We start from the raw sequence: 21,632 nt of genomic DNA, 5'->3' as shown, positions 1-21,632 counted from the left end.
TTTATGGATACGCAAGTTGTTGATTTGAAACAGCGCGCTCCGTCACGGTGCACGGCGGTGCGCACCAAAGGGGTGCATGGGTGGCATCGCGCACCCGATTGGTGCGGCAGGGATCGTCTATCCTCTCGACCTTCTTCCTTCCGCTGCCGGCGCCCATTTCCTCCATGTCCGATCTGCTCTCCGCCCTGTTGCTGGGCATCCTTGAAGGCCTCACCGAATTCCTGCCGATCTCCAGCACCGGCCATCTGCTGATCGCCCAGCATTGGCTGGGCGCGCGTTCGGACTTCTTCAACATCATCATCCAGGCCGGCGCGATCCTGGCCGTGGTGCTGGTGTTCCGCCAGCGCCTGCTGCAGCTGGCCACCGGCTTTGGCCAGCGCGAGAACCGCGAGTACGTGTTCAAGCTGGGCGCCGCCTTCCTGGTGACCGCGGTGGTCGGCCTGGTGGTGCGCAAGGCCGGCTGGTCGCTGCCGGAAACCGTGGGCCCGGTGGCCTGGGCGCTGATCATCGGTGGCGTCTGGATGCTGCTGGTGGAGGCCTATACCGCACGCCTGCCCGACCGTGACCAGGTGACCTGGACGGTAGCCATCGGCGTCGGCCTGGCGCAGGTGGTGGCCGGCGTGTTCCCCGGCACCTCGCGCTCGGCCTCAGCGATCTTCCTGGCCATGCTGCTGGGCCTGAGCCGCCGCGCGGCCGCCGCCGAGTTCGTGTTCCTGCTGGGCATCCCCACCATGTTCGCCGCCAGCGCCTACACCTTCCTGGAACTGGCCAAGGACGGAAACCTGGCCAGCGAGAACTGGGCCGACGTGGGCGTGGCCTTCGTTGCCGCCGCCATCACCGGCTTCGTCGTAGTGAAGTGGCTGATGGGTTACATCAAGTCGCACCGGTTCACTGCCTTTGCGGTCTACCGCATCGCCCTCGGCGCGGCGCTGCTGCTGTGGTTGCCCGCCGGCAGCTGAACAACGCCGGGACCGGGCAACCCCATTCCCGGTCCCGACCCGTTTTTCCAGGTTCCTCAAGGAGACTCACCACCATGAACCGCACGCTCACCCTGCTCCTCCCGCTGGCCCTGCTGGCCGCCTGCAGCCAGACCCCGGCACCCGCCGGCACCGGCGGCGACGATGTGGCCCCGGCCGCGACCAAGGCCGCGGACCAGCAGACGATGGCGCACCTGGATGTGCAGCGCCTGCAGAGCCAGCACTGGTTGCTGAAGCAGGCCACCGCGGCCGACGGCACGCGCATCGATGCGCTGTTCGCCCGCGCTGACAAGCCGGTCACGCTGGACTTCGCCGATGGCCGCCTGTCGGTGAGCAATACCTGCAACCGCTTGGGCGGCGGTTACACGCTGGACGGCGGCACGTTGAAGGTAAGCGCGCTGGCATCGACCCTGATGGCCTGCACCGACAAGGCGCTGATGGCGCTGGACGAAGCGGTATCCAGCCGCCTGCAGGGCGAGCTGAAGGCCGCGCAGGGTGCCGATGGCGCACTGACCCTGACCACCGCCCAGGGCGACGTGCTGGTGTTTGCGGCGGAGCCGACGGCTGAAACCCGTTACGGTGGACCGGGCGAAACCGTGTTCCTGGAAGTGGCCGCGAAGACCGCGAAGTGCTCGCACCCGCTGATTCCGGATTACCAGTGCCTGCAGGTGCGTGAAGTGAAGTTCGACGACAAGGGCCTGAAGCAGGGTGAGCCGGGCGCGTTCGAGAACTTCTACGGCAACATCGAGGGTTACACCCACGAAGACGGCGTGCGCAATGTGGTGCGCGTGAAGCGCTTCGCAGTGAAGAACCCGCCGGCCGACGCGCCCTCGCAGGCGTACGTGCTGGACATGGTGGTCGAGTCGGCCACCGAGAAGTAACGCCGGCCAACGCGCGGTAGAGCCGACTGTCAGTCGGCTTGCTCGACGGGGTTTTGTGGCGTCGAGCTTGCTCGACTGTCTGGAAAGCAGCCGAGCATGGCTCGGCTCTACAAAGAGCGAAGCCGGCCAACGGCCGGCTCTACCAGAAGCGAAGCCGGCCAGCGGCCGGCTCTACCAGAAGCGAAGCCGGCCAACGGCCGGCTCTACCGGAAGCGAAGCCGGCCAGCGGCCGGCTCTACCAGGGTTACAGCGCGGGGTTCAGCGTGTAGGTGCCGTGCAGCGCCGCTTCGGCCAGCACGTGGCCGTGCATGGCGCGGTAGGCATCGGCGGCGGTGAAACGTGGCGGCAGGTCCAGCGTCGCCACGTCCAGCGCAAACACGCGGAAGAAATAACGGTGCACGCGCTCGTCGTTGAACGGCGGGTACGGGCCGTCATAGCCCAGGTAATCGCCGGCCATGTCCGGGTTGCCGGCAAACCAGCCGGTAAAGTCGTTCACGCCCTGGCGGCTGCCCGCCGGGCCGGCCGGCGCCGGCTTGCCCTTGACCACGAAGCCATCGCTGCAGCTGCCGGCAGCGATTTCCCGCACCTCCGCCGGAATATCGGCCATCACCCAGTGCACGAAATCGCAGCGCGGCTGGTCGCGCGGCACGGTCACGTCGCTGCGCCCAACCGTCTCAGGCACGGTCGGCACGTCCGGGTCCACGCACACCAGCAGGAACGAGCGGGTGCCGTCGGGCACGCCGCTCCACGCCAGGTGCGGGTTGCGGTCGGGGGCGAAGCCGTCGGCATCACCGGCAGCGAATTCGCGGTCGATGGGTGCTGCGGGGGTGAGGCTGTTGCTGCTCAACTGCATGCGGGGACTCCTTACGCTTCGGGATAGCCCAGCCGCACCGCGACCGGGGTCAACAGTTCAAACGCTGCACCCATCACGTCCGCATACTGGCGCCAGTGGCCGGCCGGGAAACGCGGCGGGCCGATGCGCTGGGCCGGTGGGATCGGGGTATTGAACAGCTCCTGCAGCATGCCGGCGACCACGCGCGGATCATCGCGTACCTCGTCGATGCGCATCAGGATGTGCGGGTACAGATCCTGCTCGTGCAGGGTGGCCACCTGGGCCATCGAGCGCGCCAGCCACTCGGCCACTTCGGCCACGTTGTTCACCACGAACGGGGCCGGCGCACCGTAGGCGATCCAGTCCAGCAGCATGTCGCGCGGGTCGCGCAGCACCACCAGCAGGCGGCCCTGCGGCAGGTGCGGGCGCAGCGACCACAGCAGGGCGTTGTCCCACCACAGCAGCCAGTCGATCACCGTGTCGTTCTGTACGCCGCGCTTGCGCAGCGCGTCACGCCAGCCACTCACCAGGCCCTCGGGGCTGAGGTCGCCCGAGGCCAGCTTCTGCAGGGTGAAGTAGTTCTGGAAGGCGTCATCCGGCGGGGTCTGTGCGAAACGATCGCTGCGCATCACCGGGCTGGCCCCGGTGAGGGTGACCGCCACGCGCTCGACGCCCGAACCCGGCGCACCCCACAGGAAGATCGGCGCGGCGGCGGCGGCCTCGGCATCGACCTCACCAAGGTCGGGCCAGCTCGGCGGTGCCTTGGCCTGCGGCGGCAGCGGCACGCGCTGTGCGTTCTGGTCGGCGTGCAGATCCAGCCAGGTACGCAGCGCTTCGCGCGGCTGGCCGGCCTGGTCCTGTACTTCGCCCAGCCAGGTGCGCAGCTCGCGGCGGCGCTCTTCGGGCGCAGCGTCGATCATGCCCTGCACGTGAGCGATGGCGGCCGCCGGATCACGCGCCAGCAGCGCGCCGACCAGGCGGGTCTCGCCGCTGATGCGGCCCGGCTCCAGTGCGATGATGCGACGTGCAATCGCCTCCACGGCGTCGGCTTCGCCGGCCGCTTCATGCAGGCGCAGGCGGGCTTCCAGCGCCGGCACGAACGTGGGCATGGCTTCGATCCAGCGCTCGGCCACCGCAATCGCGCCCGGACTGCCGAAGCCCTCCGGCGCCAACCGCGCCAGCCACAGGTGCGGCAGCTGCGGGTGCTCGGCCAGGACGGCATCCAGTTCGGTACGTGCTTCTTCCTCGCGGCCCAGGCGCTGCCAGCAGGCCAGCAGCAGCTCGACCACGCGACGGTCCTCCGGGGCGGCCTTCAGCATCGGCCGCAGCTGTTCCAGCGCCTGCATCGGCTGGTCGGCCTGCAGCGCGATCTCCGCACCCAGCCGCTGCAGCGCCGGCGTATCCAGGCCCGGCACCTGCAGCGCCTGCTGCAGCTGCTGGTGGGCGGCCTCGACGTTGCCCTGGCGCAGTGCCAGCTGCACCACCAGGCCGTGCAGGCTGCTCATCTTCGGGTTGATCTCCAGCACGCGGCGGAACGCCTGTTCGGCGAAGGCCAGCATGTCCTTGGCCTGGTAGGCCGAACCCAGGGCATACAGCACGCGCGGGTCGTTGGGCATCTGCCGGGCGGCTTCGGACAGCAGCTGCAGGGCGCGGTCGGCATCGTCGCGATACAGGGCCACCATGCCCTGCAGCGCCATCACTTCCGGATGGTCCGGCTCCAGCCTGGCAGCCATGGTGGTCTGCCGCGCGGCCGTGTCGATGTCATTGCGGCCGATCGCCAGATGCGCCTGCATCAGGTAGGCCTCGAACGCGTTCGGGTTGAGATCGGTGGTGCGCAGCAGCGCCTCATCGGCGCCTTCGTACCGGTGCAGGGCCAGCATCAGGCCGGCCTGCTGCAGGTGGAGCTGCGCGTCCTCCGGGGCCAGCAGCAGCGCCTGCTGCAGGGCGCCCATTGCAGCCTCGGGCTGGTCCTGCTGCTGCAGCGCAAGCGCCAGCCAGCGGTGGGCCTGGGACTGGGTGGGTTCGTCGTGCACCCACGCCTGGGCCAGCTGCACGGCCTGTGCGGTGTCGTTCTGGCGCAGGGCCTGGAGGATCTGGTCTTGCATGGCAGTCCGGTTCAATGGCAAACCCGCATTGTAGCGGGCTGCGCGCCGGCGCCGGTTCAGCCCGCCAGCACCCGCTGCAGGCGCTGGGCCACCCAGCGTTCGGAGAAGCCGTCACCGCGCCAGTTTTCCAGGAACCCGCAGTGCCCCCCCCAGCAGGCCGTTTCCAGCCGCGCCTGCTGCGGCAACTGCCAGTCGCTGAAGGTGGAATAGGGAATGACCGGATCGTCCTGGGCCATCAGGATGTCGGCCGGCACCTGCAGGGTCGACAGGCGATCCCCCGCAATCGAGTAACCATCGAAATACGCCTGCAGCGAGCCGAAATCGGTATGCCGCTCGACCAGCCAGGCGGTCAGCGCGCGGATGTCCAGCTTCAGCACGCGGTCGTCGCAGTCGCTCAGTTCCGGGAACAGGTCGCGCTTGCGGCGCAGCGAACCGGCCCACTTGCGGCGGAAGTACCAGTCGTACATCGCCGGGCCACTCTGGATGCTGTCCATGGTCAGCGCCGGGTCCAGCACCGGGCAGACCGACGCCACTCGCTGCAGCGGCACGCCGGCCGCCGGTGCACGCAGCGCCAGGCGCAGCACGAAGTTGCCGCCCAGCGAATAGCCGGCCGCGACCAGCGGCAGATCCGGCCAGCGCCGGGCGATGTCGCCGGCCGCCTGCACCACTTCATCGATGCGGTTGGAGTGGAAGATGCCGGGGTTGAGATGGTGGGTGTTGCCGTGGTCGCGGAAGTTCAGCCGCACCACGTCGAAGCCCTGGTCGATCATGCGCGCAGCCGCCATGCGCATGTAGCTGGATTCGGCGCTGCCTTCCCAGCCATGCAGCAGCAGGGCCATGCCCTTCGGCTCGCGGCCTTCGATGTGGCTGTGCCAGCCCTGCAGGCGCACGCCGTCGCCACCATCGAGGATCAGTTCTTCGCTGACCGCACCGGTGGCGGCCAGCAGCAGCAGGCCGCGCTGCAGGCGCATGCGGCTGGAGCTGAGCATGGACTGCAGGTGCGGGTTGCGCAGCCAGCGCGGCGGCTGGTAGTCAGCCGCATGCAGCGTCGGCGTACCGGCGTCCAGGAGAGGTGGCGGGATCAGGGCCACCGCACTCTCACTCCCCGCTCATGGCTGCCACGATGCGCGCGCGCGAGGTTTCCGCGATGCGTCGACGGCCTTCCAGGTCCTGGGCACCGATCGGTGCCAGGAAGTGCACTTCCGCACGTCGCGCCGGCTCACCGAGCAGGCGCAGGAAATTGGCGAAGAAACTCTCGCCCGGGCCGAAGGCCACGATGGTCTGGGCATCGCCACCGGCGCCGTAGACCAGCGCCACCGGCTGCACCGGCACGCCGGTTTCGACCGCGGCCTGGAAGATGCGGGCGTGGAACGGACCCACTTCGTGGCCGCCACGGGTACGCCCTTCCGGGAACACCCCCACCGCCCTGCCATCACGCAGGCGGTCGGCCATGACCTGCATCACCCCACCGAGCGATTCGGTGTTGCCGCGCTGGTGGAAGATGGTCTGCCCGCGTGCGGCCAGCCAGCCTACCAGCGGCCAGCTGGCAATCTCACGCTTGGCCACGAAACCCATCATGCGCTGGCTGTGCAGGATGGAGATATCGACCCAGCTGACGTGGTTGGCAACGAACAGTACCGCACCCGGCAGCGGCCGGCCGATCTGCACCAGTCGGAATCCGAAGATCCACATCAGGCCGCCCTGCCACCAGTTCACCACTTTGGCGCCGAAGGTGGCCTCGCCCACGCGCAGCTCGCCCCACGGCGGAAGCATGCCGATCAGGATCAACGGCAGGAACACGACGATGTGGACCAACAGCAGCGGTACGCGGTACAGGTAACGGCACACACGCGCCACGCCGCCACGGGGGGCCGGAGTGGGGGAAGTCATCCGCGCACGATACCCGAGGGCCGCAGCGGCTGCCAGCCGATTCTGGCCATAAGTCCTATTGACCGGGGCCATCGGCGGGAACACGGTGTCCTGTTGGCGGGGATGGTGGGGCGACCGGCCGGGCCGCATACCTGCCGGCGCGGCGGTTGCGGCTGGCCCGGGATGGGGCCAATGGACGCGTCGGCGGGGCTGGCCCCGGATGCGTAGAGTCGAGCTTGCTCGACTGCTCCTGGCGCGAAATCAACAGCAGTCGAGCATGGCTCGACTCTACTGGGTGGCGGCCGGCGAACGGCAGTCGAGCAAGCTCGACGCTACCGGGTGGTGGCCTCAGCCGTGGCCGGCAGCCACCACCGCCAGGGTCAGCCGCGAGATGCACACCAGCCGGCCCTGTTCGTCTTCGATGCGGATCTCCCACAGCTGGGTGCTGCGGCCCACGTGTACCGCACGCGCAGTGCCGGTGACGGTGCCGCTGCGAACGGCGCGCACATGGTTGGCATTGATTTCCAGACCCACGCAGACCTGCTTGCCGGTATCCACGCAGAGGTTGCCGGCGCTGCTGCCCAGGGTTTCGGCCAGCACCACCGAGGCACCGCCATGCAGGATGCCGTACGGCTGGCGGGTGCGCTCATCGACCGGCATGGTGGCCTGCAGCCAGTCATCGCCGGCGGCCGTGAACACGATGCCCAGGGTATCGATGGCCGTGCCACGGCTGAGCGTATTGAGCTGTTCGATGGAAACGGCTTCGCGGAACACCGGGGTCATGCAAGCACCTTCAGAGGATGGGGACGAGGCCGGCGCCGAATGCGGTCAGCATGCGCACCAGCAGCCATTTCGGGCCGACGTTCACTTCGGGGAAATCACCGACGGCCACGTAGCAACGGTGGAAATCCGGGCTCTGCCGCGGCAGCGGCTGCGGGCAGTCCACGCCGGGCTGGAACTCGTAATCGGTGGCGTAGCGCCACGGCCAGAAATCCAGGATCGGCAGTGCCTCGGACGCCTTGCCCACGCTGTAGTTCAAGCCCGACAGCACCGGCGGCTTGGCGCGCGGCGCCACCGTCCAGGAATTCTGCGGATGGGTATCACGCAGGATGCTCTGCGCCAGCTGCTCGGCGAATACCGGGTCGTCGATGATCACCGCGCCTTCGGTGTTGTAGTTCTCGCTGCGCGGATCGAAGTTGTGGGTGCCGACCACGCCGATACGGCGATCGACCACCAGCGACTTGGCATGCAGGCCCATGCGCGCGCCCTTGCGGGTGACCGGCAGCGGCTTGTTGACCGCCTTGCTGCCCAGGAACGAGGGCCGGGTTTCGGTACGCAGCAGCCGCGTTTCCACTTCGCTGCCGGCGGCGCGACGGCGCGCCCGGCTGTTCTCGTAGGCACTGCCCAGGCGCGGGTGTTCCACCGCCGGGCGCGTGGCCGGCGCTTCGTCTTCCGCCGCCAGCGTTGACGGTGCATCGCCCTGGCCGCCCCCGGCATTGCTGCCCGCAGCGCTGCCGCCGATCAGCGGATTGCGCACGCCCTGCCCGCCCCCGGTGCTGCCACCGCTGCCCAGCGGGTCGGGCAGCAGGTTGCGGTAATCAACCGGCGCATCCAGCGGGAACGGCTTGTACTCGAAGATGTTGAAGCCCAGTTCGCGCATGTTGCGTCGCTTGTACTTGTACGACAGCGCATAGACGATCGGGTTGTCGGTGGCCGCCAGGCTGTTGCTGGACACCACCACGCGCGGCGGCTCGGGCCGCTTGCGCAGCTCGCGGAACAGTTTCTGCGCCGGCTTGGACAGCACCAGGTACGGCGTCTGCAGGATCACTTCCTTCTGCGCACTCGAGATGAGTGCATCCAGCTGCGGTTCGGTGACGTGCTGGCCAGCCAACGGCGCATCGGCGCGTTCGCGGCGGTGCTTGCGTGGCAGGTCGGCCACGTAACGCACCGAGTGCACGGGCAGCGCGGTGTCGACGAACGAACGGGTGACGAACTCGGTGTCGTTGGCTTCCTCGCTGACCCGCTCCACGCGCTCGGGGCGGCGGAACTGCGCCGGCGGCATGGCGGGCACGCCCTCCTTGAGCAGGGTGCGGCCGACATCGTTCAGGCGTTCGGCAGGCACGCTGCGCGGCGCGCGCCAGAACGCGTCGAAATTGGCGGCCATCGCCCGCGCTTCCGGCCCGGCAATCAGCACATCGCGGTCGCGGAAGTTGTACTCGCGGTCCCAGTCGTAATAGTCGTCCTGGTAGTTACGCCCGCCGACCACGCCGATGGCATCGTCGATGACCAGCAGCTTGTTGTGCATGCGCTGGTTGAAGCGCCGGAAGCAGCACAGCACGCTGCCGGCGTAGTCGAAGTAGTTCAGCCGGGCTTTGCCGAAGGTCGGGTTGTACACCCGCAGCTCGAAGTTCTGGTGGGCACCGGACAGGGCACCGAGGATCTGCAGATCGGAGATGGCCGACAGCTGGTCGATCAGCACCCGTACCTTCACCCCGCGGCGCGCGGCGGCCAGCAGCTCGTCGATGACCAGCCGGGCACTGTCATCCTTATCGAAGATGTAGGTCTGCAGGTCGATGCTGCGGGTGGCGCTGCGCAGCAGGTTCAGGCGGGCGACCAGCGCGCCCTCGCCTTCATCCAGCAACGTGGCGTAGTGCTGCGGCTGCGCCTGGGTGGATTCGCTGAATGCACGACCGGCCAAGGCCCGCAGCGGCGAATCCTGCGCGCAGCGGTCGGCACGCTGGCAGTCCACCTGGGCCGAACGGGCCTGCACGGCAATGGCCTGGGCACGGTCGCGCTCGGCGTGCGACAACGACGCGCAGCCGCTGCCCAGCAACACCGTTGCCAGCGCCAGTACACGCAGCAGCAGGTTCACGGTTTCGGCGCCTCGCTCAGGCGGGCTCGTAGTACGAAGGTCACTCGGTCACTCAGGGCAAGCTGCCAGCTGTCCATGCCGTACCGGCCTCGTTGCACGGTACCGCGGCTGACGACATCGCAATCATAGCCGGGTCGGGCGCAATCCGCCTTCTCCACCCGCAGGGTTTCCGGGTGGCTGACCCCGCGCAGGGTCAGCCGGCCCTGGATGTCGCCGCCGTCGCCGACGGTGTCCGGCCAATACGGCAGCGAGTCGAACTCCACCGATGGGTAGCGCCCGGCGTCGAAGAACTCCGGACCGCGCATCCAGCCGGTGTAGCGGTCCTTGCCGGGAATCTCCACCGACCGGGTGAACATCTTCAGGTGAACCTGGTGCCGGCCATCGGACAGCACCTCCACGCGCCCCTCGAAATGCGGGAACAGCCCTTCAATGCGCTGTCCGAAACGGGTGCGCACCTCGAACCCGATCCGGGAACGCTGCAGGTCCAGGTACAGCACGCGCGGCGATTCGGCCGACGCCAGCGCCGATACCGGCGGCAGCGAGGTGGGGGGTGGGGGGGCGGCCCACGCCGGGCTGCAGGCCAGCAGCACCGGCAGCAGGCAGCGGCCGGGCCGTGCCAGACTCATCGACTCACGGCCACCAGAACGCGTTCAGGCTCGCCACGCCCGGCTCGATCGCCGCCTCGCGCGGGAACCCAAGCACCGCCACGGCCGCCGGCGGCATGCCGCGGTAATCGCTGCTGGTGCCTTCGGTCATCAGCGCCACCAGCCTTTCCAGGCCGGGGTTGTGGCCGACGATCAGCACCCGGTCAAGGTCGCGGCGCTCATCCACCAGCGCGGCCAGGGTGCCGGGGGTGGCTTCATAGATGCGGTCTTCCAGGCGTTTTTCGACATAGCCGATGGTCGCCAGCACCGCTTCCAGGGTCTCGCGGGTGCGCCGTGACGGCGAGCACAGCACACAGTCGGGCAGCAGGTTGTTTTCCTTCAGCCACTTGCCGGCCGCCTCGGCTTCGGCAAGACCCACCGGCGACAGCGGCCGATCAAGATCGGCCTGGCCGGGGGTGGCCGGTTCGGCATGGGCATGGCGCAGCAGGATCAGTTCACGCATCGCGGGTTTCCATGAAGAGAGGGTGCAGCACAAAGGGTGACGTACGCGTCACAGCTTCAACCAGGCCAGCAGCGGTTCCCAGTCCGCCTGGTGCTCGCGCACCTGGGCTGATCGGTAATCGAACAGACTGCGGCCCAGGCCGGTCATCACCACGTAGCTCTGGCTGTCGCGCAGCTGGGCCACCACCGGGTAGGGCCATTCGCCCAGCATCTGCAGCGCCTGCTGCGAGGTCTGGGTCCACGGCTTGGTGCGGTTGAGGACCAGGCCGACCGGCAGCTTGCGGCTGTGCACGCGGGGGTTCTGCGCCAGGCTGTTGAGGAAGCCGACGATGGCTTCGATGTCCAGCGCCGAGGGCAGCACAGGAACCACCACGGCATCGGCAGCGTCGAGGAAATGGGGGATATCGTCGGCCAGCGCGCCGGCCGGTGCGTCGATGATGACGGTATCGGTGCCGTCGGGCAGCTTCTGCGCCCACTGCTTCTTCCGGTACACGTCGATGGGCAGGACGGCGCTCTCCAGCCCGGCCCGGCGCTGGGCCCAGCGGGTGCTGGAACCCTGCGGGTCGGCATCGGCGATGACCGTGGCCTGGCCCTGCAATGCCGCGTATGCGGCCAGGTGGGTGGCGACGGTGGTCTTGCCCACCCCGCCCTTGGAACCGGCCACCAGGATCGTCTTCATGCCAGCCTCGCTTCCGGGTACGTGCCCCGAGCGTACACCGGCGATGGTGACGGAAGGTAGAGACGGCCTGAATCAATCTGCGCCGGCTTTGCTATCGTGGCGCCCCCGAAGGATCGAACCGGCATGAGCGAACTGCAGGACCTGAGCGCGCTGATCCGCGCCAACACCCCCCTGATCGTGATCGAGACCCAGGATGAGGCTCGCATCGTTGAACTGTTCCGGCAGACGCTCATGCATGTCTGGCGCGCCCTGCACCGCTGGTCGATCACCGAGGGGCTGCGCCGCATCGATCTGGAGCGCGAGGACGACGCGATCGGCCCGCCCGATGCGAGCGCGGCATTGCAGATGATCCGCCAGGCCGAACAGCGCGGCATCTACCTGCTGCTCGATTTCCACCCCTACCTTGGGTACGCCAGCCACCAGCGTGCGCTGCGCGACCTGATCCAGCGCCGCCACAGCCAGCCGCACGTGCTGGTGCTGATCGGCGCCAAGGTCGAACTGCCGGCCGAGCTGGAAGCGCTGGCGGTACGCTTCAACCCGCGCCTGCCCGATGCCAATGCGCTGCTGAAGATGCTGCGCGAGGAGGCCGATGCGTATGCCCGCGAGCATGGCGGCCGGCGCGTGGAAGTGGACAGCGAGGCGGTCAGGAAAATCCTGAAGAACCTGCAGGGCCTGAGCCTGGTCGATGCCCGGCGCATTGCCCGGCAGCTGATATACGCCGATGGTGCGCTGCGCGACGACGACCTGCCGCAGCTGGCACGGTTGAAGTTCGAGCTGCTCAACCGCAGTGGCCACCTGTTCTTCGAGCATGACAGCGCGCGCTTCGGCGACGTGGCGGGCGCCAACCGGCTCAAGCGCTGGATCAACCAGCGCCGGGTGGCCTTCATTGCCGGCTCGGCCCCGGCCGGCCTCGACCCACCACGCGGCATGCTGCTGCTGGGCGTGCAGGGCTGCGGCAAGTCGATGCTGGCCAAGGCCACCGCCGCCGGCTTCGGCGTGCCGCTGCTGCGCCTGGATGTGGGTGCGCTGTACAACAAGTACCACGGCGAGACCGAAGCCAACCTGCGCCAGGCGCTGGCGTCGGCCGAGCAGCTGGCCCCCTGCGTGCTGTGGATGGACGAGATCGAAAAGGGGCTGGCCAGCGGCGGCGACGATGGGGGCGTATCGCGGCGCGTGCTGGGCCACCTGCTGACCTGGATGGCCGAGCGCAAGGCGCCGGTGTTCATCGTGGCCACCGCCAACCAGGTGCACGAGCTGCCGGCCGAGCTGCTGCGCAAGGGACGCTTTGACGAGATCTTCTTTGTCGACCTGCCCCCGCCGGACGTGCGGGTGGAGCTGCTGCGGCTGCATCTGGGCCGGCGCCAGCTCAACGCCGATGATTTCGCCCTGCCAGCGCTGGCGGCGGCGGCGAACGGGTTTTCCGGCGCGGAGATCGAGCAGGGGATCGTGGCGGGGCTGTATTCGGCCCATGCCGAGGGGCGGCCGCTGGATACCGAGCTGCTGATGACCGAGATCCGCGCGACGCGGCCGCTGTCGGTGCTGATGGCCGAACAGGTGGCGGCCTTGCGCGAGTGGGCGTCGGGACGGACGGTTTCCGCGGACGACTGAGGGTTTCCGGCCAACGGCGGGGCCCCTCGTGGCTGGTGGTAGGTGTCGACCTTGGTCGACACATCTGTCAGATATCGAATGAATTCATCCACGCATGGCGTGGATCTACCGTGTCGACCAAGGTCGACACCTACCAGAGCAGACATGGGGTCAGAGCCCGTTGCCAAGCAACGGGATCCGACCCCTTGCCGTTCCGGAGCCATCACCCCAGGACCCACACCCACGCCGGCAGCGTGACCAGCGACAGCACGATGCCATACCCCACCAATGCGGCCGCCAACCGGGGCGCCAGCCGGTGCGAGATCGCCAGCGCGGCGGCAGTGATCATCGTCGGCATCGCCGACTCAAGAACATTGGCCTTCAACATCAGGCCCTGCATGCCCAGCGCCCACGACAGCGGCAAGGCCAGCGCCGGCAGCACCAGCAGCTTCAGCAACAGGCCCACCGCCAGCGGCCGCAGCTCCTCGCGGCGCAGTCGCAGCTGGATCGACAGCCCTACCGCCAGCATCACCAGGGGCAACATCGCATCGGCCAGCTGCTTCAACGCCGTGCCGATCCATGACGGTGGCTGCGCCGGCATCACCAGCAGTGCAAACACCAGCGCCCACAACGGCGGGAAACGGCCGATGCGTGCCAGCACCTGCAGTGCCGTCGGCGGGCGGTCGCCGCTGTAGCGTGCCAGCACCAGCAGGCCGAAGGTGGACAACAGCAGGAACGTGCCGAACTGATCGTAGACCACGGCATAAGGCAAAGCCGCATCGCCCAGCAGCGCACGCACCATCGGGTAGCCGATGAAGCTGGAATTGGCCAGGGCCACGCAGATCAGCAGCACCGCGTGCACGTCGCGGGCAAAGCCGAACACGCGGGTGGCCAGGCTGACCAGCGCCCACGTGGCCAGCATCAACAGCCACGGCGTCGCCATCAACCCCAGCACACTGGCATCCAGCTGCAGGTGAGGCACATAGGTCAGCACCGCTGCGGGCAGGCAGACGTACAGCACCAGCTTGTTGAGCGTCTCGGCGGCGTTGTCCGGCAGCGCACGCAGGCGGGCGAACAGCATGCCCAGCCCCAACATGGCCAGGATCAGGGCGAAGGCATCGAAGGCCATGGGCGGCTCCCCGTCAGGCACAGGCCTGCGACCGTTTCGATTGTGCGATGCAGCACCGCAGGCGGCAAGCGCCTGCGGTCATGCCTCACGGCCAGGCCGGCGGCGCAGCAACCCAGGCCTGCTGCACTTCCGCCAGGCTGGCACGCTCGTCTTCGCGCCAGCCCGGCAGCAGCTGTGCATAGCGGCTGCTGTCGCTCCATTGGCCGGGCTCGGTGCGCACGGCGGCGGCATACCACTTCACCGCCTCCTGCTGCTGGCCGGCCCGCCACAACGCCAGCGCGTAAGTGGGCGGTATCCAGGCCGCGTTGCTGCGCAGGTTGTTGGCCACCGACTGCCACTGTTCCAGTGCGGCCAGCGCCTGGCCCTGGCGCAGCAGGTCCCAGCCGTAGTTCCAGCGCACGCTGCGGCCCAGGCTGCTCTGCACCGGCGCTTCGGCCAAGGCCTCGCGGTAGAGCTGATCGCCCAGTTCTGCCCGGCCCTGCGCGATGGCCACCGAGGCCAGCTGCACGGACGCCTCCAGCGCTTTGCGGCCGCGTTCGCGCTGTTTCACCAGCTGCGCGACCAGGTCGTCGCCGGAGCCGTTCACCACGATGATCGGTGCGGCGGCGGCATCATTGTCGAAATAGAACTCCTGCGGTGCCGGCAACGCCGGTGCGGCCCACGCGGCGGCCGCGCCCGAGACCAGCAGCACGCCGGCCACGAACTTTCCTGCAACTGACATCAAAAATCCCCCAGGTTGAAACACCAACCTCCCCTCTCTCACCCCGATCCTAACCCCAGCAAGGCCACCGAGGCGAGTGCCGGGCCTTCCGGGCCCCACTGTTACAATTCGCGCCTTTCCCGCCGCGTGCCCGCACGCGGCCGGTGCCAGCCGATCCCACCGGGCCAGCCATGACCAGTACCGCGCAACTCACTTCGCCCTCTTCCGCCGACCTGATCGACCGTGATTACACGCTCGACCACAAGTACACCCGCAACGAGGGGCGGATCTACCTGAGTGGCGTGCAGGCGCTGGTGCGGCTGCCGCTGATGCAGCGCCTGCGCGATGCGCACGAGGGCATCGACAGCGCCGGCTTCGTCAGTGGTTATCGCGGCAGCCCGCTGGGCGGCTTCGACCTGGAACTGTGGCGCGCGCGCAAGCACCTGGAAGCGGCCAAGGTGAAGTTCACCCCGGGCCTGAACGAGGACCTGGGCGCCACCATGGTGTGGGGCACGCAGCAGACCAACCTGTTCCCCGGCGCCAACGTGCAGGGCGTGTTCGGCATGTGGTACGGCAAGGGCCCCGGCGTGGACCGCTGCGGTGACGTGTTCAAGCACGCCAACGCCGCCGGTACTTCGCGATACGGCGGCGTGCTGGCGCTGGCGGCCGATGACCACGCCTGCCGCAGCTCGACCCTGCCGCATGGCAGCGAAGACGAGTTCGTCAGCGCGATGATGCCGGTGCTGAACCCGGCAGGCGTGCAGGACATCCTCGACATGGGCCTGCTGGGCTGGGCGATGAGCCGCTACACCGGGCGCTGGGTCGGCTTCAAGACCATCGCCGAAACGGTGGAATCGTCGGCTTCGGTGGAAGTCGATCCGCTGGCCCGGCGCATCGTGCTGCCGGAAGACTTCGACATGCCCAGCGGCGGCCTCAACATCCGCTGGCCGGACCCGCCGCTGGACCAGGAAATGCGCCTGCACCGCTATGCGGTGAAGGCCGCACAGGCGTTCGCCCGCGCCAACGGCATCGACAAGGTGGTGATGGACGCGCCGCGTGCGCGGCTGGGCATCGTCACCACCGGCAAGAGCTATCTGGACGTGCTGCAGGCGCTGGAATACCTGGGCCTGGATGAAGCGGCATGTGCCGACATCGGCATCCGCGTGTACAAGGTCGGCATGACCTGGCCGCTGGAGCCGGAGGGCATCGCGCGCTTCGCGCAGGGCCTGGAAGACATCATCGTGGTGGAGGAGAAGCGTGCCTTCATCGAGCGCCAGATGAAGGAACAGTTCTTCAACTGGCCGGCCAGCTGGGGCCAGCGTCCGTCCATCGTCGGCAAGTACGACGAGAGCGGTGAGTGGATCCTGCCGTCCACCGGCGAACTGACGCCGGCCACCATCGCCGGCGTGATCGGCCGCCGCATCCAGAAGTTCTTCAACAACGAATCCATCGAACAGCGCCTGCAGTGGATGCAGGAGAAGGAAGCCGAGCTTGCGCTGCCGCGCGCCAGCTTCCCGCGCGTGCCGCACTACTGCTCCGGCTGCCCGCACAACACCTCCACCCAGGTGCCGGAAGGTTCGCGTGCGCTGGCCGGCATCGGCTGCCATTACATGGTGACCTGGATGGACCGCAGCACCGACACCTTCACCCACATGGGCGGCGAAGGCGTGACCTGGGCCGGGCAGGCGCCGTTCACCGACACCCCGCACGTGTTCCAGAACCTGGGCGACGGCACGTATTTCCACAGCGGTTCGCTGGCGATCCGCCAGGCGGTCGCGGCCGGCGTCAACATCACCTACAAGATCCTCTACAACGATGCGGTGGCGATGACCGGCGGCCAGCCGGTGGACGGTCCGCTGAGCGTGCCCGACATTGCAAAGCAGATGCGCGCCGAAGGCATCCACACCATCGTGGTGCTGTCGGACAACATCGGCAAGTGGACCGGCCAGCGCGAACACTTCCCCAGCGACGTCGAGTTCCACGACCGCAGCGAACTGGATGCCGTGCAGAAGCGCCTGCGCGAGGTGAAGGGTGTTTCCATCCTGATCTACGAACAGACCTGTGCCACCGAGAAGCGCCGTCGCCGCAAGCGCGGCAAGCTGGAAGACCCGCAGAAGCGCGTGCTGATCAACTCGCTGGTGTGCGAAGGCTGCGGCGACTGCGGCAAGAAGAGCTTCTGCGTGTCGGTACTGCCGAAGGAAACCGAATTCGGACGCAAGCGCGAGATCGACCAGTCCAACTGCAACAAGGACTATTCGTGCGTGAATGGCTTCTGCCCGAGCTTCGTCACCGTGCACGGTGGCCAGCCGCGCAAGGGCAGCAAGCGCGATGCCTCCACCCTGCTGGACAACCTGCCGGCACCGACGATCCGCGGCACGCTGGAACAGCCCTGGAACATTCTCATCACCGGCGTCGGCGGGACCGGCGTGGTCACCATCGGCGCCCTGCTGGGCATGGCCGGCCACCTGGAAGGCAAGGGGGCCACCGTGCTCGACCAGACCGGCCTGGCCCAGAAGGGTGGCGCGGTGACCACCCACATCCGCATTGCCCGTCGCCCGGATGACATCCACGCCGTGCGCATCGCCGCCGGCGAGGCCGACCTGGTGCTGGGCTGCGACATGGTGGTGGTGAATGACTACTGGGCGCTGTCGAAGGTCCGCGCCGGCCGTTCGCAGGTGGTACTGAACACCTACGAGGCGATGCCGGGCACCTTCACCACGCGTCCGGACATGCAGTTCCCCGCCGCCGACATCGTGGCCGGCGTGCGCGTGGCCCTGGGTGGGCAGGAGCCGCTGCAGCTGGATGCCACCCAGCTGGCCACCGCCCTGCTGGGCGATGCCATCGCCGCCAACCTCTTCATCCTCGGCTACGCGTGGCAGCAGGGCCTGGTGCCGCTGTCGTTCGACTCGCTGATGCGTGCCATCGAACTGAACGGCGCGGCCGTGGCGATGAACCAGCAGGCCTTCGCCTGGGGCCGCCTGGCTGCAGTCGATCCGCAGGCCGTGCAGCAGGCGGCTGGCCTGGTGCGCAACCGCCACACCGATACCGAATCCACCCCGGGCCCGCTGCACCCGCTGCCACCGGGCGAGTGGGAAGGCAACGAATGGGGCGCCACCGCCGCACCGCGCAACACGGCCGACGAGCGCGAGCTGCGTGGCCTGCCGTCGCACGGTGGCGACGTGGCCTTCCTGCCGCTGGATGACGCGCGCCTGTCGCGTTCGCTGGACGAGATGATCGAGCGCCGCGCCGCGTTCCTGGTGGAGTACCAGGATGCCGCCTACGCCACCCGCTACCGTGATCTGGTGGCGCGCGTGCGCGCGGCCGAAGCCGAGCGCATCGGCGGTTCCACCGCGCTGACCGAAACCGTGGCCCGCTATCTGTTCAAGCTGATGGCGTACAAGGACGAGTACGAAGTGGCCCGCCTGTACACCAGCGGCGACTTCCAGCGCCGCCTGCAGCAGCAGTTCGAGGGCGACTACCAGCTGCGCTTCCATCTGGCACCGCCGCTGTTTGCGAAGAAGGACGAACAGGGCCGCCTGCTGAAGAAGGAGTACGGCCCGTGGATGTTCAAGGCGTTCGGCCTGCTGGCAAAGCTGAAGTTCCTGCGCGGCGGCCGCTTCGATGTGTTCGGCCGTACCGCAGAACGACGCATGGAGCGCCAGCTTATTGCCGATTACGAGGCGACGGTGCAGCAGCTGCTGGAAGGCCTGGAAGACGGCCGCCTGGCCCTGGCCGTGGAAATCGCCAGTGTGCCCGAGCACATCCGCGGCTTCGGCCACGTCAAGGAAGCGCACTTCGCGCAGGCCAAGGCGCGTGAAGCTGCCCTGCTGGCGCAGTGGCGCAACCCGAAGGCACTGCATATCGTGCAGGTGGCTTGAAGGTAGTGCCGGCCGCTGGCCGGCATCGTTCTGGGAATTGATTGCCGGCCAGCGGCCGGCACTACCGGCGGTTCACCCCAGCCGCCACAGCAGCAGCCGGTTGTTGGCCGGCATGGCCACATCGCGCAGGCGGGTGAAGCCGTTGTCCTCGGCCAACGCCTGCACGGCCTCCACGTCGCGGATGCCGCTGCGCGGCTCACGGGCCTTCAGCCAGCCATCGAACTGCGCGTTGCTGTCGCTGGTGTAGCGGCCGCCGTAGTTGAACGGCCCGTACACCGCCAGCAACGCACCATGGCGCAGCAGCGGCGGCAGCGCGGCAAACAGCGCCTGCACATGCTCCCAGCTCATGATGTGCAGGGTATTGGCAGTGAACGCCGCATCGAACGAGCTGCCCTCGGGCAGGGTCAGGCCCGGTGCCGGCGGCAGTTCCACCTGCAGCGCCACGGGCGGCAGCAGATTGAGCAGCGCCGCTTCAGCGCGCCATGCCTCGATACCGCCCAGATGGTCGGGGTGATCGCTGGGCTGCCAGCGCAGCCACGGCCATCGCTCGGCGAAGAAGGCCGCATGCTGGCCGGTGCCGCTGCCGATCTCCAGCACCCGGTGGCGATCGCCCATCCACGGATCGAGCGCGGCCGCGATCGGCTCGCGGTTGCGTTCGCAGGCTTCTGAATACGGCTTGCTCGACATCGGGGGCGTCCAGGCGGGGTCGCCCCATTGTGCACGAGGGGGGTGTTCCGGGCAGGGCTTGCAGCCCTGCACCTGCTTCAAGCCACGACAACGTCAACGTCAACGTCAAAAGCCTGCATTCCGTGGGTTGGCGGGGCGGGTCCGGTTGAGGGGGACGCCGTAAACCCATCCATGGGGGCTTGGTCGCCGCATCCATGCGGCTCACACCCCCTCAACCGGACCCACCCCGCCTTCGACAGACCTCCGCGATCTGTCGGAGCGGCGTTCTGCTCTGGTGGGTGCCGACCGTTGGTCGGCACGGATGAATTCATTCGATATCTGACAGATGTGCCGACCAACGGTCGGCACCCACCAACAGCACACGGAAACTGTCAGAGGTGGGGCGGTGTGGGTGGGCAGGACCGTTGGCGCCATGGATGGCGCCATCGAGCCCCCAAGGATGGGTTTACGGCGTGTCCTGCCCACCCACACCGCCCCGCCATCCCACGGATAGCCCGCTTTTGAATTTGACGTTGCCTCTGCAGGTGCAGGGCGCAGCCCTGCCGAAACCCTCCCCTACCATGACTGCAGTCACTTGCCCGATCACCCCGCGCTGGCGAAAGTCGGACAGTTCAAGTGATCGGAGTGGTCCTTTGCCCTCCGCACAGGTGTGAAAGAGAGAGAGACGCTGTGCAACGACGTGAGTTCCTGGCTTTTTCCGGTCTGGGCCTGGCCGGCCTGGTGCTGCCGCAGTCGCGGCTGATCGCGGCCGAGCAGCTGCTCGCGCCGGTGGATACCGCCCAGCGCCGGCGCCTGGCCGAGGTCGCCCTCGCCGCCGCGCGTGCGGCCAAGGCCAGCTACTGCGACGTGCGCATCGGCCGCTACCTCAACCAGTCAGTGGTCACCCGCGAACACCAGGTCGGCAACGTAACCAACCGCGAGTCGTCCGGCGTGGGCGTGCGGGTCCTGGTCAACGGCGCCTGGGGCTTTGCCGCCACCCATCAGCAGACCGACGCAGCCGTGCGCGGCGCGGTCGAGCAGGCCACGGCCATCGCCCGTGCCAACGCCAGCATCCAGAGCCGGCCGGTGCAGCTGGCACCGACGCCCGCGGTCGGTGAGGTGCGCTGGCAGACCCCGGTGCGGAAGAACGCCATGGAAGTGCCGATCCAGGACAAGATCGAACTGCTGCTGGCGCTCAACAGCGCCGCGCTCGATGCCGGCGCCGACTTCATCAACTCCACCCTGTTCCTGGTCAACGAGCAGAAGTACTTCGCCTCCAGCGATGGCTCCTTCATCGACCAGGACATCCATCGCATCTGGCTGCCCTTCACCGCCACCGCCATCGACAAGGCCAGCGGCAAGTTCCGCACCCGCGCCGGGCTGTCCTCGCCGATGGGCATGGGCTATGAGTTCCTCGATGGCGATGCGCGCGGCAAGGTACAGCTGCCCGGTGGGATCACCGCCTACCGCGATTCCTACGACCCGGTCGAGGACGCCATCGCCGCTGCCCGCCACGCCCGCGAGAAACTGAAGGCGCCGTCGGTGAAGGCGGGCAAGTACGATCTGGTGCTGGACCCGTCCAACCTGTTCCTCACCATCCACGAAAACGTCGGCCACCCGCTGGAGCTGGACCGCGTGCTCGGCTACGAGGCCAACTACGCCGGTACCAGCTTCGCCACGCTGGACAAGCGCGATGCCGGTTTCCGCTGGGGCAGCGACCTCGTCACCTTCTTCGCCGACAAGACCCAGCCGGGCAGCCTCGGCGCGGTCGGCTACGACGATGAAGGGGTGAAGACGCAGCGCTGGGACCTGGTGCGCGATGGCGTGCTGGTCGATTACCAGGCCACCCGCGACGAAGCCCACATTCTCGGCCGCGAGGCGTCGCACGGCTGCAGTTACGCCGATTCCTGGTCCAGCGTGCAGTTCCAGCGCATGGCCAATGTCTCGCTGGCACCGGGCAAGGCGCCGCTGAGCGTGGACGACATGATCAAGGACGTGGAGAACGGCATCTGGATCCACGGCCGCGGCTCCTACTCCATCGACCAGCAGCGCTACAACGCGCAGTTCGGTGGCCAGCTGTACTACCAGATCAAGGATGGAAAGATCACCGGCATGGTGGAGGATGCGGCCTACCAGATCCGCACGCCGGAGTTCTGGAATGCGTGCACCGCCATCTGCGATGAACGTGATTTCCGCCTCGGCGGTTCCTTCTTCGACGGCAAGGGCCAGCCCGCGCAGGTCTCGGCGGTCTCGCACGGGTCGTCCACCACCCGCTTCAACGGCATCAACATCATCAACACCGCGCGCAGTCTCGGCGCCTGAGTCGTCCCAACCTTCGACGTGGAGAGCAG

17 protein-coding genes are annotated in these 21,632 nt (G+C 68.2%); 5 read left to right on the top strand and 12 right to left on the bottom strand.

What is annotated here, in order from left to right:
- Positions 1 to 164 precede the first annotated feature (164 nt).
- Together C1924_RS00660 and C1924_RS00655 are read left to right on the top strand one after the other, a co-directional pair.
- Positions 165 to 959, top strand: coding sequence for an undecaprenyl-diphosphate phosphatase (locus tag C1924_RS00660; RefSeq protein ID WP_108763623.1), 795 nt, complete (start codon positions 165 to 167; stop codon positions 957 to 959).
- Positions 960 to 1,033: 74 nt separating this feature from the next.
- Positions 1,034 to 1,858: an META and DUF4377 domain-containing protein gene (locus C1924_RS00655; protein WP_108763622.1), complete on the top strand. Its 825-nt coding sequence runs from the start codon at positions 1,034 to 1,036 to the stop codon at positions 1,856 to 1,858.
- A 244-nt stretch (positions 1,859 to 2,102) separates the two neighbouring features.
- On the opposite strand, the gene C1924_RS00650 is transcribed toward C1924_RS00655, so the two are convergent.
- The 9 genes from C1924_RS00650 to C1924_RS00610 all read right to left on the bottom strand — a co-directional run bounded on the left by C1924_RS00650 (position 2,103) and on the right by C1924_RS00610 (position 11,321).
- Entirely contained in the window at positions 2,103 to 2,711 is a 609-nt protein-coding gene (locus C1924_RS00650; protein ID WP_108763621.1) for a YbhB/YbcL family Raf kinase inhibitor-like protein, read from the bottom strand.
- A gap of 11 nt (positions 2,712 to 2,722) precedes the next feature.
- On the bottom strand, positions 2,723 to 4,795 hold the full coding sequence (locus C1924_RS00645) for a tetratricopeptide repeat protein (protein WP_108763620.1): 2,073 nt from the start codon (positions 4,793 to 4,795) through the stop codon (positions 2,723 to 2,725).
- 56 nt (positions 4,796 to 4,851) lie between these two features.
- Positions 4,852 to 5,841 (bottom strand): alpha/beta fold hydrolase, encoded by a 990-nt coding sequence (locus C1924_RS00640; RefSeq protein WP_174208980.1) that lies wholly within the window; start codon positions 5,839 to 5,841, stop codon positions 4,852 to 4,854.
- Positions 5,842 to 5,893: 52 nt separating this feature from the next.
- Complete coding sequence (locus C1924_RS00635) at positions 5,894 to 6,685, bottom strand: lysophospholipid acyltransferase family protein (protein ID WP_108763618.1); 792 nt, start codon at positions 6,683 to 6,685, stop codon at positions 5,894 to 5,896.
- Between the two features lie 327 nt (positions 6,686 to 7,012).
- Entirely contained in the window at positions 7,013 to 7,447 is a 435-nt protein-coding gene (locus tag C1924_RS00630; RefSeq protein ID WP_108763617.1) for a hotdog fold thioesterase, read from the bottom strand.
- Positions 7,448 to 7,457: 10 nt separating this feature from the next.
- Complete coding sequence (locus C1924_RS00625) at positions 7,458 to 9,536, bottom strand: phospholipase D family protein (RefSeq protein WP_108763616.1); 2,079 nt, start codon at positions 9,534 to 9,536, stop codon at positions 7,458 to 7,460.
- Entirely contained in the window at positions 9,533 to 10,162 is a 630-nt protein-coding gene (locus C1924_RS00620; RefSeq protein ID WP_108763615.1) for a YceI family protein, read from the bottom strand. The genes C1924_RS00625 and C1924_RS00620 overlap by 4 nt, the downstream gene beginning before the upstream one ends.
- A 4-nt stretch (positions 10,163 to 10,166) precedes the next feature.
- The gene (locus C1924_RS00615) at positions 10,167 to 10,643 is read right to left on the bottom strand and encodes a histidine phosphatase family protein (RefSeq protein ID WP_108763614.1); all 477 of its coding nucleotides are present in this window, start codon (positions 10,641 to 10,643) and stop codon (positions 10,167 to 10,169) included.
- A gap of 48 nt (positions 10,644 to 10,691) precedes the next feature.
- Positions 10,692 to 11,321, bottom strand: a complete 630-nt coding sequence (locus tag C1924_RS00610; RefSeq protein ID WP_108763613.1) for a ParA family protein — start codon at positions 11,319 to 11,321, stop codon at positions 10,692 to 10,694.
- A 123-nt stretch (positions 11,322 to 11,444) separates the two neighbouring features.
- On the opposite strand from C1924_RS00610, the gene C1924_RS00605 reads away from it, so the two are divergent.
- Entirely contained in the window at positions 11,445 to 12,929 is a 1,485-nt protein-coding gene (locus C1924_RS00605; protein WP_108763612.1) for an AAA family ATPase, read from the top strand.
- A 202-nt stretch (positions 12,930 to 13,131) separates the two neighbouring features.
- Here the strand turns inward: C1924_RS00605 and C1924_RS00600 are convergent, their stop codons facing one another.
- Both C1924_RS00600 and C1924_RS00595 read right to left on the bottom strand, forming a co-directional pair.
- Complete coding sequence (locus C1924_RS00600; protein ID WP_108763611.1) at positions 13,132 to 14,037, bottom strand: AEC family transporter; 906 nt, start codon at positions 14,035 to 14,037, stop codon at positions 13,132 to 13,134.
- Between the two features lie 85 nt (positions 14,038 to 14,122).
- Positions 14,123 to 14,758: a hypothetical protein gene (locus C1924_RS00595; RefSeq protein WP_108763610.1), complete on the bottom strand. Its 636-nt coding sequence runs from the start codon at positions 14,756 to 14,758 to the stop codon at positions 14,123 to 14,125.
- A 170-nt stretch (positions 14,759 to 14,928) separates the two neighbouring features.
- Between C1924_RS00595 and C1924_RS00590 the strand changes: the two genes are divergently transcribed.
- Complete coding sequence (locus tag C1924_RS00590) at positions 14,929 to 18,615, top strand: indolepyruvate ferredoxin oxidoreductase family protein (protein WP_108763609.1); 3,687 nt, start codon at positions 14,929 to 14,931, stop codon at positions 18,613 to 18,615.
- A 72-nt stretch (positions 18,616 to 18,687) separates the two neighbouring features.
- Here C1924_RS00590 and C1924_RS00585 read toward each other — a convergent pair whose 3' ends face one another.
- Positions 18,688 to 19,302, bottom strand: a complete 615-nt coding sequence (locus C1924_RS00585) for a DUF938 domain-containing protein (protein ID WP_108763608.1) — start codon at positions 19,300 to 19,302, stop codon at positions 18,688 to 18,690.
- Positions 19,303 to 19,971: 669 nt separating this feature from the next.
- Between C1924_RS00585 and C1924_RS00580 the strand changes: the two genes are divergently transcribed.
- On the top strand, positions 19,972 to 21,603 hold the full coding sequence (locus tag C1924_RS00580) for a TldD/PmbA family protein (RefSeq protein ID WP_174208923.1): 1,632 nt from the start codon (positions 19,972 to 19,974) through the stop codon (positions 21,601 to 21,603).
- Positions 21,604 to 21,632: the final 29 nt, after the last annotated feature.

It is taken from the genome of Stenotrophomonas sp. ESTM1D_MKCIP4_1 (genome assembly GCF_003086895.1).
Taxonomy (GTDB): Bacteria; Pseudomonadota; Gammaproteobacteria; order Xanthomonadales; family Xanthomonadaceae; genus Stenotrophomonas.
The sequence above is the reverse complement of the archived record's forward strand: the minus strand, read 5'-3'. Positions and strand labels throughout refer to the sequence as shown.

Coding starts and splice junctions, on each gene's coding strand:
- C1924_RS00585 (WP_108763608.1), bottom strand. CDS start 19,302: ATGTCGAGCAAGCCGTATTCAGAAGCCTGCGAACGCAACCGCGAGCCG.
- C1924_RS00615 (WP_108763614.1), bottom strand. CDS start 10,643: ATGCGTGAACTGATCCTGCTGCGCCATGCCCATGCCGAACCGGCCACC.
- C1924_RS00645 (WP_108763620.1), bottom strand. CDS start 4,795: ATGCAAGACCAGATCCTCCAGGCCCTGCGCCAGAACGACACCGCACAG.
- C1924_RS00590 (WP_108763609.1), top strand. CDS start 14,929: ATGACCAGTACCGCGCAACTCACTTCGCCCTCTTCCGCCGACCTGATC.
- C1924_RS00635 (WP_108763618.1), bottom strand. CDS start 6,685: ATGACTTCCCCCACTCCGGCCCCCCGTGGCGGCGTGGCGCGTGTGTGC.
- C1924_RS00630 (WP_108763617.1), bottom strand. CDS start 7,447: ATGACCCCGGTGTTCCGCGAAGCCGTTTCCATCGAACAGCTCAATACG.
- C1924_RS00650 (WP_108763621.1), bottom strand. CDS start 2,711: ATGCAGTTGAGCAGCAACAGCCTCACCCCCGCAGCACCCATCGACCGC.
- C1924_RS00655 (WP_108763622.1), top strand. CDS start 1,034: ATGAACCGCACGCTCACCCTGCTCCTCCCGCTGGCCCTGCTGGCCGCC.
- C1924_RS00595 (WP_108763610.1), bottom strand. CDS start 14,758: ATGTCAGTTGCAGGAAAGTTCGTGGCCGGCGTGCTGCTGGTCTCGGGC.
- C1924_RS00600 (WP_108763611.1), bottom strand. CDS start 14,037: ATGGCCTTCGATGCCTTCGCCCTGATCCTGGCCATGTTGGGGCTGGGC.
- C1924_RS00605 (WP_108763612.1), top strand. CDS start 11,445: ATGAGCGAACTGCAGGACCTGAGCGCGCTGATCCGCGCCAACACCCCC.
- C1924_RS00660 (WP_108763623.1), top strand. CDS start 165: ATGTCCGATCTGCTCTCCGCCCTGTTGCTGGGCATCCTTGAAGGCCTC.
- C1924_RS00620 (WP_108763615.1), bottom strand. CDS start 10,162: ATGAGTCTGGCACGGCCCGGCCGCTGCCTGCTGCCGGTGCTGCTGGCC.
- C1924_RS00610 (WP_108763613.1), bottom strand. CDS start 11,321: ATGAAGACGATCCTGGTGGCCGGTTCCAAGGGCGGGGTGGGCAAGACC.